Source organism: Pseudomonas imrae (assembly GCF_046352735.2).
GTDB lineage: Bacteria > Pseudomonadota > Gammaproteobacteria > Pseudomonadales > Pseudomonadaceae > Aquipseudomonas > Aquipseudomonas imrae.
Genome location: NZ_CP110853.2, coordinates 2,841,841 through 2,854,294 on the forward strand (window position 1 = coordinate 2,841,841; position 12,454 = coordinate 2,854,294).

A 12,454-nucleotide genomic window follows, 5' to 3' on the forward strand; every position below is an offset into this window, starting at 1 on the left:
GGAGGTGTGTTATGTGGCGCAATCAATACGTGATCAGAAAGGTCTTCAAGGATTACGCAGTGTCGGTGGAGCAGATCGGCGACGCAGCCGACAGAAAAAACATTCTGCTGGTCAATGGCGCCATGGCCACGACATCAGCCTTTGCCCGTACCAGCAAGTGCCTGGCCGAGCATTTCAACGTGGTGCTGTTCGACTTGCCGTTCGCCGGGAACTCCCGCGCCCATAACCCGGACCGGCGTCTGGTAACCAAAGACGACGAAGTGCAGATCCTGCTGACATTAATCGAGCGCTTCAACATCCACCACCTGGTTTCTGCATCCTGGGGTGGCTTGTCAACCCTGCTGGCCCTCGCCCAAAAACCCGTCAGGGTCGAAAGCTCGGTGGTGATGTCTTTCGCTCCCGGCCTCAATGCCCCGATGCGAGATTACGTCGCCGGTGCCCAGGCTCTCATGGCTCGAAATGACAACGCAGGTATCGGTCACCTACTCAACCAGACGCTGGGCAAGCACCTCCCGGCCCGACTCAAGACTGCCAATCAACAGCACATGACGCTGCTGATCGACGCCGAGCAGCATCAAGCGCGATTCCATATCGAGCAGGCACTCAAGCTCAATGAAGGGGCTTACCTGCCGCAACTGTCGACGATCGACAGCCATGTGCACTTCTTGAACGGTGCGTGGGACGAATACACCAGCGCCGTGGACGTACAGCGCTTCAAACAGTACATCCGCCGCTGCAGCTTCTCTACCGCCCAGAGCAGTGGGCATTTTCTGGATCTGGAATCCAGGGCTGCGGCCAACGGTGTTCACCGCGCGCTGCTCGGCCACTTGCTTAAGCCTCACGTCGCCCTGCCGGAGGCGTTTTACGTATCGCCCGCGCACCAAGTGCAGTTGAACTTCGCCTGAGCACTTTTCAGCAAGGATGTGAATGATGCGAGTAATCATGATTGCCATCGGCTCGGCCGGTGACGTTTTTCCCTTTATCGGCCTGGGCGCCGCCCTGACCTTGCGCGGCCATCAGGTCACCCTGTGCAGTATGCCGACCTTCCAACGCACCATCGAAGCGCACGGCCTGGCCTTCGTGCCGTTATGCGATGAGACGACCTATAGCGCCGCCATGGGAGATCCACGGATGTGGGACCCGAAAACTTCCTTTGCAGTGCTGTGGCAAGCCATCGCCGGCCTTCTGGAGCCGGTCTACGACTATGTGCAAGCCCAGCGCCACGACGATATCGTGGTCATCGGCTCGCTGTGGGCGCTGGGCGCACGCATCGCTCACGAGAAGTACGGTTTCCCATACTTGTCCGTCCAGGTATCCCCTTCAACCCTTTTGTCGGCGCATTTGCCGCCCGTACACCCCACGTTCAACGTGCCGCAGCGACTCCCGTTGAGCATGCGCAAATTACTCTGGCGAGGCATCGAATACCTGAGCCTGGACCGTACCTGCGCACCACAGATCAATGCCTTGCGCCGCAAACACGGCTTGCCGGGGTCGGTGAAAAACATCTTCAGTCAATGGATGCACGCCCCTCAAGGGGTGATTTGCCTGTTCCCTGAATGGTTTGCGCCTGTGCAGCAGGACTGGCCGCAGCCATTGCACATGGCTGGCTTTGCACTGTTCGATGGCGGCAAGCTGGGGCTCGATGAGCAGACCCGCGAGTTTCTCGATGCCGGACCGGCTCCGATTGTCTTCACCCAAGGTTCAACCGAACATTTCGACCAGCAGTTCTATCAGTATGCCCTGGCAGCGCTGCACCGGATGGGCGCGCGCGGCATCTTCCTGACCGGCGATCGACCGATCAACGCCGACTTGCCGCCCACGGTGCTGCAGCGCCAGTTTTTACCGATGAGCTCGCTGTTGCCTCGCACGGCTGGCCTGGTCCATCCCGGCGGGATCGGCGCCATGAGCCTGGCACTGGCGGCTGGTATCCCACAGATCGTTCTGCCGATCGCACATGATCAGTTTGATAACGCCGAACGACTCGTACGCATGGGATGTGGGATACGTATGGCGCTGCCGCTGGGCAAATACGACTTGCAAGGTGCGATTTCATCCCTCCTGCACGATGCCCGTCTGCAAGCGGCCTGTCGCCAGGCAAGCAGCCTGATGCCTGCCAATACGCCAGCCTGTGAAACCGCAGTCAAAGCCATTGAACAATGCCACGCACGTCATTCAATACCTCACCTTCGCCAAGTCTCATAAACCATAGGGTTGCAGGCAAGAGGACTGTGCCAGAGCGGTCCGACATGAACAGGAATAGTTTGACAGAAACATCACGTGGGCTAGATTGCCAAAGGTTCCAGGATTCGAGGCGACTGTCCATGGAGAAGGAAAACGACCTCATCCGCTGGTGGAATCGCTTGCGGATCGAGATGCTCAAGCAACAGGCAGGCACACAAGTGTTCGCACTTATGGAGCGGGAAGTGTTGCAACTGGGGTTCGAGTATTACGCCTATGGTGTACGCCACCTGACCCCTTTTACCCGCCCGAAAACCGAGATTTACGGCTCTTACCCCGAAAGTTGGCTGGAGCATTACGAGGAACAAAACTATGCCGCGGTCGATCCGTCCATCCTCAATGGCTTGCGATCTACCGAGATGGTGCTGTGGACCGACGCGCTCTTCGAGAAAAGCCCGAAGTTATGGCAGGAAGCGAGGGACTGGGGTTTGTGCGTCGGCGCCACGCTGCCGATCCGCGGTCACGACCTTTCACTGCGGATACTGTCGGTAGCCCGACGCCAGGAGCCTATTTCCCTGGCGGAAAGCGATGAGATCCAACTGCGCCTGCGCTGCATTCTCGAGCAGGCGACATTGCGCTTGAAAGACCTGGGCCATAGCGAACGCTCCGGCGAATCGGTGCATCTGAGCCAGCGTGAGCGGGAAATCCTGCAGTGGACCGCTGATGGCAAAAGCTCAGGCGAAATCGCGTTGATCCTTGCCATTTCCATCAACACCGTCAACTTTCACCTCAAGGCCATCCAGAAGAAATTCGGGGCCGCCAACAAGACACTGGCGGCGGCCTACGCCGCCGCACTGGGCCTGATCTAAACCCCACCGATCACGATAAGGACATCCTATGATCAGCATCATCACCCGCCATCACCATGAGCTGTCTGCTGCACTTGAGGACGACCTGGGCCGCTATCGATACGAGGTATTCATCCAGCAATTGGGCTGGCAACTGGACTCCACCCACGCAGCGCCCCAGCGCGAATTCGATCAGTTCGACCAAGCTGACACCCGCCATATCCTGGCCCTGAATGCCAAACGCCAAGTCTGTGGCTGTGCGCGATTGCTGCCAACGACCCAGCCTTATCTGCTGTCGGAAGTCTTCGGATTTCTCTGCGACCAGCCAAGCCCGCGAAGCAGTGACACCTGGGAAGTGTCGCGCTTTGCCGCGCGCGCCCTGGAGCAAGGTACGTTGCCGATGCGGGTGTGGTGGAACAGCCTGCACCATGCCTGGAGCCAGGGTGCCGATCGGGTGGTCGCGGTGACCACGCCGGCGCTGGAACGTTACTTCCTGAAGAACGGTGTGCAGTTGAGTCGCCTTGGCTCCCCGCAACGGGTAAACAAGGACCATGTGGTAGCGCTGAGTTTTCCGGCCTGGCAGAAAAACGGCCGACACGCGTTGGGCGCAGAGTCGGCCGTACTCACATCAGCTTAAGGACCTACAACGGCCCTGAGGCTTACTGCATCAAGGAATCAGCGAGTAAATCAGCGAAGAAATCGCCACCAGACCCACCAGGGTCACGAACACATTAGATGCCTGCCCCCGGTACTTGGCCATGGCCGGGACCTTGCGGATCGCGTACATCGGCATCAGGAACAGGATCGAAGCAATGATCGGACCGCCCAGGGTCTCGATCATGCCCAGGATGCTCGGGTTCAGCGTCGCCACGATCCAGCAGACGATCAGCATGAATGCCGCAGTCATGCGGTCCAGGGCCTTGGCGCCAGGTCGCTTGCCACTCTTCACGATCAGGCCTTTAAGGCCTTCGCTGGCACCGATGTAGTGGCCCAGGAACGACTTGGCAATCGCCACGAAAGCAATCAATGGCGCGGCAAAGGCGATGGTCGGGTTATCGAAGTGGTTGGCCAGGTAAGACAGGATCGACAGATTCTGTGCCTTGGCCTGCGCCAATTGCGCAGGCGACAACGTCAGAACGCAACTGAAGACAAAGAACATCACCATTGCGACCATCAACAAATGGGCGCGGGACAGGATCTGCGAGCTACGCTCTTCGGCATGGACGCCGTACTGGCGCTTCTGGTCGACCGCAAAGGCCGAGATGATCGGCGAATGATTGAACGAGAACACCATCACCGGAATCGCCAGCCACAGCGTATGCAGCAACGCCGACGGCTCTGGCAAGGTGCTCGCGGTGCTAAGGATGCCACCATTCCAGTGCGGCACCAGGTAGACCGCGAGAAACAGCAAGGCAACGATAAACGGATAGACCATCAGGCTCATGGCCTTGACGATCACTTGCTCGCCGCAACGCACGACGGCCAGCAGCCCCAGGATCAGCACAAACGAGAGCAACGCCCGTGGCGGCGGCTCAATGTGCAGTTGATGCTGCATGAAGCTGCCCACCGTATTGGTCAGGGCTACGCTGTAGATCAGCAGGATCGGGAATATCGCAAAGAAGTACAACAAGGTGATCAACGCACCGGCCTTGATCCCGAAATGCTCTTCGACTACCTCGGTAATGTCCGAACCCGCGCGACCCGAAAGGACAAAGCGCGTCAGGCCACGGTGTGCGTAGAACGTCATCGGGAAAGCCAGCAGCGCAAGCATCAGCAACGGCCAGAAGCCGCCGAGGCCCGCATTGATGGGCAGAAACAATGTACCGGCGCCAATCGCCGTGCCAAACAGGCCAAGCATCCAGGTCGTATCCTGGCGGCTCCAGCCAGTGAGGATTACAGGTGTCGTTGCGTAGCGTTCATCGACGCTATTGGCCTGATCATTCATCCGCTCGGTTCTCCGCATTCGTACAATCGCGGCGAGTCAGAAAAACCTGACAGGCAGCGCCACGACCGTAACAGGGGCGCGATTGTCCAAGATTCACTTGAATAAGCAAAGACTTAGCTGAGGAATGGTCATATTGAAGGGCCACCCTGGCGGGATGCCGCGTATCTGTGATGCGTCAGCACTTTTCCTCGCCTGTAAGCAACCCGCCTTGAAAAATGCCGCATACTCGCTTTCACCCAACCCTTAAGGAAGAGCCCTCGAATGCCTGCAACTGTTCTGGTTCTGGTTGAAACCATCAATGATTACCTGCCCATTATCGAGAGCAACGGCTTTCATGTGATCCTGGCGCCGACACCAACCGAGCGCCGTGAGGCGATCAATAACCATGGCGGCCAGATCCAGGCAGTACTGACCCGTGGTCCTTTGGGCCTGTATGCCGAAGAGATTGCCGCCCTGCCGGCGCTGGAAATCATCTGCGTGATAGGTGCCGGTTATGAACAGGTGGATCTGCAAGCCGCCAGCGATCGAGGCATCGTTGTCACCAACGGAGCCGGCGTGAATGCGCCCTCGGTGGCAGACCACGCCATGGCGATGCTGCTGGCACTGGTGCGGGGCATTCCCCAGGCCGATTCCGCCGTGCGGCGCAGTGAGTGGCCCAAGGTCATGCGCCCTTCCCTGTCAGGCAAACAATTAGGCATCCTGGGCCTGGGCGCCGTCGGCATGGCCATCGCCAAGCGCGCAGCCCTGGGCTTTGACATGCAGATCAGCTACCACAGCCGCCAACCGCGTAACGATGTCGACTACACCTACTGCTCGACGCCGCTGGAGCTGGCCCGGAACTCGGACTTCCTGATCATCGCCACCCCAGGCGGCGCTGGCACCCGGCATCTAGTCGACCGGCAGACCCTCGATGCTCTCGGCCCCAATGGTTTCCTGGTGAACATCGCCCGTGGCAGTGTGATCGTCACCGCGGACCTGATCAGTGCATTGGAGCAGCGACGCATTGGTGGCGCGGCGCTGGATGTATTCGACGACGAGCCCAACGTACCCGACGCCCTCAAGTCACTCGCCAACACGGTACTGACTCCGCATGTCGCCGGCCTTTCGCCAGAAGCGGCCCACGACACTGTGCAGCGGGTGGCGGACAACTTGCTGGCGTACTTCGCCGGCCTCCCGGTACTGACCCCCGTAGCGTTGCCACCGCGTAACCCAGCGCTCGATAAATGACCGATCAGGCACGCTGATCATCGTCCAACACGCTAACCTATTAAGCCGGCCCGACCTTGTCGCGGGTCGGCCGTGGGCATTAGATTAGCCAATAGTCCAAGGCCTCAAGAATAAGCAGAAGGGATAAGCATGGCGCTCAACGACCAATCGACTCAGATTCGCCCCGGCGAAGAACTTGATGCCAGTCTCATTGATCCCTACCTCAAGGCCCACATTCCGGGCCTGAACGGCACCGCCAGAATCAGCCAGTTCCCGGGCGGCGCCTCAAACCTGACTTACCTGCTGGAGTACCCCGACCAGGAATTTGTCCTGCGCCGCCCACCCTTCGGCCACAAAGCCAAGTCCGCCCATGACATGGGCCGTGAATTTCGCATACTCAACCAACTCCAGGACGGCTTTGCGTACTGCCCCAAGGCCTATGTGCACTGCACCGACGAGTCGGTGATCGGCGCCGAGTTCTACGTGATGGAGCGGGTCAAGGGCATCATCCTGCGCTCGGACCTACCGCCGCAACTGGGCCTGGACGCTGCGAAGACCGAAGCCCTGTGCAAGAGTTTTATCGACAAGTTCGTCGAACTGCACCAGGTCGACTATGCCGCCTGCGGCCTCGCTGACCTGGGCAAGCCCGAAGGCTACGTAGCTCGACAGATCCGCGGATGGGGCGAGCGCTACGAGAAAGCCTTGACCCCGGATGCGCCGAAATGGGAAGCCGTGCGCGCCTGGCTCAACGACAAGATGCCCGCCGATCACCCGACCCCAAGCATCGTCCACAACGACTACCGCTTCGACAACGTGATCCTCGACCCGCACAATCCGATGCAGATCATTGGCGTGCTGGATTGGGAGCTGACCACACTCGGGGATCCATTGATGGACCTGGGCAACAGCCTGGCCTACTGGATCGAGGCCGACGACCCGGCCCCCGTGCAATTGATGCGCCGCCAGCCAAGCAACGCGCCCGGCATGCTCACCCGGCGTCAATTTGTCGATTACTACGCCGAACGCTCGGGCATCCAGATCGACAATTTCGACTTCTACTACACCTACGGCCTGTTCCGCCTAGCCGGCATAGTGCAGCAGATCTACTACCGTTTCTTCCATGGCCAGACCCAGGACAAACGCTTTGCCTCGTTCATTCAGATGAACAAGCTGCTGGAGCAGATGAGCCTGAATGTCATCGGCAAATCCGCACTCTGATCGTTCGAGCTATGACCTCACAAGGAAAAACCATGTCCAAGACTCAGTTGTTCGACCTCGACGGCAAAATCGCTTTTGTTTCCGGCGCCAGCCGTGGTATCGGCGAAGCCATCGCCAAACTGCTGGCCCAGCAAGGCGCGCATGTGATCGTTTCGAGCCGCAAGATCGATGGCTGCCAGCACGTCGCCGACGCGATCATCGCTGCCGGTGGCAAGGCGACGGCCATTGCCTGTCACATTGGCGAGATGGCACAGATCACTGAGGTATTCGCCGGTATCCGCGAACAATTCGGGCGCCTGGATATCCTGGTCAACAACGCGGCCACCAACCCGCAATTCTGCAACGTGCTGGACACCGACCTCGGTGCGTTCCAGAAAACTGTCGACGTGAACATTCGCGGGTACTTTTTCATGTCGGTGGAAGCGGGCAAGCTGATGCGTGAAAACGGCGGCGGCAGCATTATCAACGTCGCCTCGATCAACGGTATTTCCCCTGGGCACTTCCAGGGCATCTACTCGGTGACCAAGGCTGCCGTGATCAACATGACCAAGGTCTTCGCCAAGGAATGCGCGCAGTTCGGTATTCGCTGCAATGCGCTGCTGCCGGGCCTGACCGACACCAAGTTCGCCTCGGCCCTGGTCAAGAACGAGTCGATCCTGAACATGGCCCTGCAACAGATCCCACTCAAGCGCGTGGCCGCGCCGGACGAAATGGCCGGCGCGGTGCTGTACCTGGCCAGCGATGCTTCGAGCTACACCACCGGCGTGTCGCTGAACGTGGACGGTGGCTTCCTGTCCTGATCGCCAGGGGCTCCAGCCATGGCGACTTGCGGTAACCTTGCAGGCGATTGAATGCCTCGGGATGAACCATGGAACTGCACGTCGTTATCAAGGGCCGCAAGGACCTGGCGGAACAGCTTTACCAGCAATTGCGCAGCGCTATCGAGTCAGGTCGCCTGGCGGCCGGTGCGCAACTGCCACCCAGCCGCCTGCTCGCCGAGCGATTGGGTGTTTCACGCAAGACCGTATCCGATACCTATGCCGTACTGACCTACGAAGGCCTGCTGGTCGGCAAGGTTGGCCGAGGCACGTTCGTCAATGCCTGGGCGACACAGACTGGGCAGCTGCAACGCGCAGCGGACCTCGCCTGCGCCAGTACCCTGGCCAAATGGCAAGCCCTTCCCTCCCCCCTGGGCCACCCCGACCAAGACAGCCGCCCGCGTCGTGACTTTATCGGCGGTGCCACCACCCGCAACCAGTTCCCACAGGATGAATGGCGCCGCTGCACCCAGGACGCCTTGCGCCGTATCGCCCAAAGCAGCGGGTTCTACAGCCAGCCCGAAGGCTTGCCGGCGTTGCGCCGCGCTATCGCCGGGCACATTGCCTTTTCCCGTGGGGTCAAATGTCGGGACGACGATATCGTGGTGACCAACGGCGCCCAGCAGGCTCTCGATCTGATCGCCCGCGTCGTGCTGGAACCGGGCACCATCGTGGCCATGGAAGACCCAGGCTACACGCCAGCGCGACTGATGTTCAAAGCCATGGGCGCCACGGTGGCAAGCGTGCCGGTTGACGAGCAAGGCCTGCAGGTCGCGCTGATCCCCGACGGCACACGATTGATTTATGTGACGCCCTCTCATCAGTTCCCCTTGGGCATGCCCATGAGCCAAGCACGTCGTGAAGCATTGCTGGCACGGGCCATCGAGCTGGGCGCGATTGTGATCGAGGATGACTACGACAGCGAATTCCGCTACGAGGGCCGGCCTACCGACTCCCTGCAAAGCATGGACACCCGAGGCGTGGTCACCTACGTCGGCACTTTCTCCAAAACCCTGCTACCCGAGTTGCGCCTCGGCTACGCGGTACTGCCGCCAGCCATCTTCGGCGCCGTGCTCAAAGCCAAGCAACTGACAGACCAACATACCTCTACCTTGCCGCAGTGGGCATTGGCCAAGTTCATCAGCGAAGGCTATTTGCTCAAGCACATCCGCCGCTGTCACACGGTATACGCCGGGCGACGGGAGCGGATTATCGCGCGCCTGGCCGGCGATCTTTCGCCCTGGTTCACCGCCGTGCCTACCGTTGCGGGCTTTCATATGGCGGCGCTGTGCAAGGTACCCATAGACATCAAATTGCTTATCGAGCGGGCGCGCGAGGACGATATAGGGCTACACCCCCTGGCGCTGTTCTTTCATGAAGTGCCGGTACAAACAGGCTTGATGTTCGGCTTCGGGGCCATCGAGACCCTGGACATCGACCCGGCGCTGGATAAGGTGCGCGATATTCTGCAGCAGATTGGCTAAGGTGTTTTCCTGCATATTGGCTCTTGGTCAGTGCGGATGTGGGATCTAATGTGGGTGGGGTCTTGAACAACCTGGGACTCCCATTATGAAAGCGCTCCTCGGCACCGTCTTTCTGCTGGCCTCTTTCACTACCCTTGCCCACGGCCCGGTCTACAACCAGGAAAAAATCAGCGTACTCCAGGAACACGCCCTCACCGACGTTGCGGGCAAGAAAACCATCATGCTCACCGTAGACTATGCTCCCGGCCAGGCTACCGTGCCCCACAGCCACACGGGCACGGCAGTGGCGTACGTGCTGGAAGGCGAGATCACCTCACGGGTCAACGATGAAAACGCCATCACCTACAAGGCCGGCCAGTCGTTCTACGAGCCGGCAGGCTCGCGACACTACGAATCGAGCAATGCCAGCCAGACCAAACCGGCCAGGTTGTTGGTGGTGATGGTATTGGATGACGACGCGCAAGTGCTGACCCCTCTGGCGCATTAGGCATCGACACCTATTCGCCTGCAGCGCCTCGCGGCCGAATGAACCGTTGGCGACGGCGTTCAATCTCTGGCCGGCAGATGCAACCCTCCAGATGATCGTTGACCATGCCCATCGCCTGCATCAAGGCATACATCGTGGTCGGTCCGACATAGCTCCAACCGCGTTTTTTCAAGGCCTTTGACAAACGCGTCGACGCCGCCGAGGTGGGATTGGCCGTCAAACAGGCCAGGTCGACTACCTTGGGACGCTCGTCGGCAGCGGGCTCGAACGACCACAGCCACGCTGCCAGCGAGCCGGTTTCATTCACCAGTTCACACGCCCGCCGCGCATTGTTGATCACCGAAACGATCTTCGCCCGGTTTCGCACGATGCCGGGGTCGAGCAACAAGCGCTGGATATCCTCCTCGGTGTAGTGCGCAATCCGTTGATAATCAAAGCCCTCGAATGCGCGCCGGAAGTTCTCGCGCTTGCGCAGGATAGTGATCCACGCCATGCCCGCCTGGAAGCCTTCCAGGCAGATCTTCTCGAACAACTGGATATCGTCGGCCACCGGCACGCCCCACTCATGATCGTGATAATGAGCGTATTCCGGTGCCGAGAGGCGCCAGGTGCATCGGGTAACGTCTTCGTGCGTTGTCAGTCCTGGAAGATCCATAACTCACCTTTTGGCCAAGCGCCGAATGATAAACGAAAAAACCTTACCCCCCTCCAACCCCTCAAGCACCACGGTTACCGAGCAACTGGTCAGACCGGGGCATACCGCATCCCAAATATTCGCTTGTTAATTGAAAAAGACCTTGGCTAGACTGGCCCCGAACTGGACATACCGGTAAGACCACAACAATTAAGCCTTGGACCCACCAAGGCGCCGAATAGAGATCCTTCCCATGCTCAGATGGTGCTCGCGCTCGATTTTCCTGCAAGTCGTCATTGGCCTGATCCTTGGCATAGTTTGCGGCTTGGCCCTTCCCGAATTTTCCTCACAACTCAAACCCTTGGGTGACGGCTTTATCAAGCTGATCAAAATGCTGATTGGCCTGATTGTATTTTGCGTGGTGGTCAGCGGTATCTCCGGCGCAGGAGACTTGAAAAAAGTCGGGCGCATCGGCCTCAAGTCGGTGATCTACTTCGAAGTGCTGACCACCATTGCCCTGGTGCTTGGCCTGATCCTGGCCTTCAGTACCGGTATCGGCAGCGGCGCCAATATCCACCTGGAACAACTTTCTTCGGCCGGCCTCAATGAACTGGCAGACCGCGGCCAGCACATCAAGGGCACCAGCCAGTTCATGATGGATTTGATCCCCAACTCGGTGGTAGGCGCCTTTGCCGACAACAATGTGCTGCAAGTGTTGTTGTTCTCCGTGCTGTTCGGCAGCGCACTGAACCTGGTGGGCGAAGCGGCCTCCGGCATCTCGCGCCTGATCAATGAGCTGAGTCACGTGATTTTCCGCATCATGGGTATGATCGTACGCCTGGCCCCCATTGGCGTGTTCGGCGCCATTGCCTTTACCACTAGCACCTACGGCCTGGACTCACTGCAACACCTGGGCAGCCTGGTGGGCCTGTTCTACCTCACGTGCATAGCGTTTGTCGCACTGATCCTGGGCCTGGTAATGCGTTTGTCGGGCCTGCGCATGCTGCCCCTGCTCAAATACCTGCGCGAAGAACTGCTGATCGTGATGGGCACCGCGTCTTCCGACGCCGTACTGCCACAGATCATGCGTAAACTGGAGCACCTGGGCATCGGCAGTTCCACAGTGGGCCTGGTGATTCCTACCGGCTACTCGTTCAACCTCGACGGTTTCTCCATCTACCTGACCCTGGCCATCGTGTTTATTGCCAACGCCACCGGAACGCCGCTGTCGATGACCGACTTGATGACCATCTTGCTGGTGTCGCTGATCACGTCCAAGGGCGCCCACGGCATTCCAGGGTCGGCCCTGGTGATTCTGGCGGCGACACTGACCGCCATCCCGGCCATTCCGGTGGTGGGCCTGGTGCTGGTGTTGGCGGTGGACTGGTTCATGGGGATTGGCCGCGCGCTGACCAACCTGATCGGTAACTGTGTGGCAACCGTGGCCATTGCACGCTGGGAAAAAGACATTGATATCCAACGCGCCAACAAGGTCTTAGGTGGCCAGCAAGGCTATGCCTTCCAGGCGAAAAAGCCGGTATCGCCGGCGCATCAGGAGTTCTAGCCGTACCTGAGACTACATCTATCCAATGTGGCAGCTGGCTTGCCTGCTGCCACATTGGAGCATTGTCGCAAT

General features: G+C 59.3%; 12 protein-coding genes. 10 read left to right on the forward strand and 2 right to left on the reverse strand.

What is annotated here, in order from left to right:
* Window positions 1-11: 11 nt before the first annotated feature.
* The 4 genes from OQ460_RS12600 to OQ460_RS12615 all read left to right on the forward strand — a co-directional run bounded on the left by OQ460_RS12600 (window position 12) and on the right by OQ460_RS12615 (window position 3,663).
* The gene (locus tag OQ460_RS12600) at window positions 12-905 is read left to right on the forward strand and encodes an alpha/beta fold hydrolase (RefSeq protein ID WP_410017819.1); all 894 of its coding nucleotides are present in this window, start codon (window positions 12-14) and stop codon (window positions 903-905) included.
* A 25-nt stretch (window positions 906-930) separates the two neighbouring features.
* The gene (locus OQ460_RS12605) at window positions 931-2,202 is read left to right on the forward strand and encodes a glycosyltransferase (RefSeq protein ID WP_410021994.1); all 1,272 of its coding nucleotides are present in this window, start codon (window positions 931-933) and stop codon (window positions 2,200-2,202) included.
* Window positions 2,203-2,321: 119 nt separating this feature from the next.
* The gene (locus OQ460_RS12610; RefSeq protein WP_410017820.1) at window positions 2,322-3,047 is read left to right on the forward strand and encodes an autoinducer binding domain-containing protein; all 726 of its coding nucleotides are present in this window, start codon (window positions 2,322-2,324) and stop codon (window positions 3,045-3,047) included.
* Window positions 3,048-3,075: 28 nt separating this feature from the next.
* Window positions 3,076-3,663: an acyl-homoserine-lactone synthase gene (locus OQ460_RS12615; RefSeq protein ID WP_410017821.1), complete on the forward strand. Its 588-nt coding sequence runs from the start codon at window positions 3,076-3,078 to the stop codon at window positions 3,661-3,663.
* 30 nt (window positions 3,664-3,693) lie between these two features.
* On the opposite strand, the gene OQ460_RS12620 is transcribed toward OQ460_RS12615, so the two are convergent.
* Entirely contained in the window at window positions 3,694-4,971 is a 1,278-nt protein-coding gene (locus OQ460_RS12620; RefSeq protein ID WP_410017822.1) for an HAAAP family serine/threonine permease, read from the reverse strand.
* A gap of 261 nt (window positions 4,972-5,232) precedes the next feature.
* Here OQ460_RS12620 and OQ460_RS12625 point away from each other — a divergent pair, with 261 nt between their 5' ends.
* From OQ460_RS12625 to OQ460_RS12645, 5 genes are all read left to right on the forward strand, one after another.
* A complete protein-coding gene (locus OQ460_RS12625) occupies window positions 5,233-6,198 on the forward strand; it encodes a 2-hydroxyacid dehydrogenase (protein WP_410017823.1) in 966 nt (321 codons plus the stop codon).
* 129 nt (window positions 6,199-6,327) lie between these two features.
* On the forward strand, window positions 6,328-7,395 hold the full coding sequence (locus OQ460_RS12630; RefSeq protein ID WP_410017824.1) for a phosphotransferase family protein: 1,068 nt from the start codon (window positions 6,328-6,330) through the stop codon (window positions 7,393-7,395).
* A gap of 32 nt (window positions 7,396-7,427) precedes the next feature.
* A complete protein-coding gene (locus tag OQ460_RS12635; protein WP_410017825.1) occupies window positions 7,428-8,195 on the forward strand; it encodes an SDR family oxidoreductase in 768 nt (255 codons plus the stop codon).
* Window positions 8,196-8,263: 68 nt separating this feature from the next.
* Window positions 8,264-9,697 (forward strand): PLP-dependent aminotransferase family protein, encoded by a 1,434-nt coding sequence (locus OQ460_RS12640; RefSeq protein ID WP_410017826.1) that lies wholly within the window; start codon window positions 8,264-8,266, stop codon window positions 9,695-9,697.
* Between the two features lie 85 nt (window positions 9,698-9,782).
* Window positions 9,783-10,184 (forward strand): cupin domain-containing protein, encoded by a 402-nt coding sequence (locus OQ460_RS12645; protein ID WP_410017827.1) that lies wholly within the window; start codon window positions 9,783-9,785, stop codon window positions 10,182-10,184.
* 10 nt (window positions 10,185-10,194) lie between these two features.
* Here OQ460_RS12645 and OQ460_RS12650 read toward each other — a convergent pair whose 3' ends face one another.
* A complete protein-coding gene (locus OQ460_RS12650; protein WP_410017828.1) occupies window positions 10,195-10,839 on the reverse strand; it encodes a DNA-3-methyladenine glycosylase I in 645 nt (214 codons plus the stop codon).
* Window positions 10,840-11,071: 232 nt separating this feature from the next.
* On the opposite strand from OQ460_RS12650, the gene OQ460_RS12655 reads away from it, so the two are divergent.
* Window positions 11,072-12,382, forward strand: a complete 1,311-nt coding sequence (locus tag OQ460_RS12655) for a C4-dicarboxylate transporter DctA (protein WP_410017829.1) — start codon at window positions 11,072-11,074, stop codon at window positions 12,380-12,382.
* Window positions 12,383-12,454 lie beyond the last annotated feature (72 nt).

Coding starts and splice junctions, on each gene's coding strand:
- OQ460_RS12655 (WP_410017829.1), top strand. CDS start 11,072: ATGCTCAGATGGTGCTCGCGCTCGATTTTCCTGCAAGTCGTCATTGGC.
- OQ460_RS12635 (WP_410017825.1), top strand. CDS start 7,428: ATGTCCAAGACTCAGTTGTTCGACCTCGACGGCAAAATCGCTTTTGTT.
- OQ460_RS12605 (WP_410021994.1), top strand. CDS start 931: ATGCGAGTAATCATGATTGCCATCGGCTCGGCCGGTGACGTTTTTCCC.
- OQ460_RS12650 (WP_410017828.1), bottom strand. CDS start 10,839: ATGGATCTTCCAGGACTGACAACGCACGAAGACGTTACCCGATGCACC.
- OQ460_RS12630 (WP_410017824.1), top strand. CDS start 6,328: ATGGCGCTCAACGACCAATCGACTCAGATTCGCCCCGGCGAAGAACTT.
- OQ460_RS12645 (WP_410017827.1), top strand. CDS start 9,783: ATGAAAGCGCTCCTCGGCACCGTCTTTCTGCTGGCCTCTTTCACTACC.
- OQ460_RS12625 (WP_410017823.1), top strand. CDS start 5,233: ATGCCTGCAACTGTTCTGGTTCTGGTTGAAACCATCAATGATTACCTG.
- OQ460_RS12610 (WP_410017820.1), top strand. CDS start 2,322: ATGGAGAAGGAAAACGACCTCATCCGCTGGTGGAATCGCTTGCGGATC.
- OQ460_RS12640 (WP_410017826.1), top strand. CDS start 8,264: ATGGAACTGCACGTCGTTATCAAGGGCCGCAAGGACCTGGCGGAACAG.
- OQ460_RS12615 (WP_410017821.1), top strand. CDS start 3,076: ATGATCAGCATCATCACCCGCCATCACCATGAGCTGTCTGCTGCACTT.
- OQ460_RS12600 (WP_410017819.1), top strand. CDS start 12: ATGTGGCGCAATCAATACGTGATCAGAAAGGTCTTCAAGGATTACGCA.
- OQ460_RS12620 (WP_410017822.1), bottom strand. CDS start 4,971: ATGAATGATCAGGCCAATAGCGTCGATGAACGCTACGCAACGACACCT.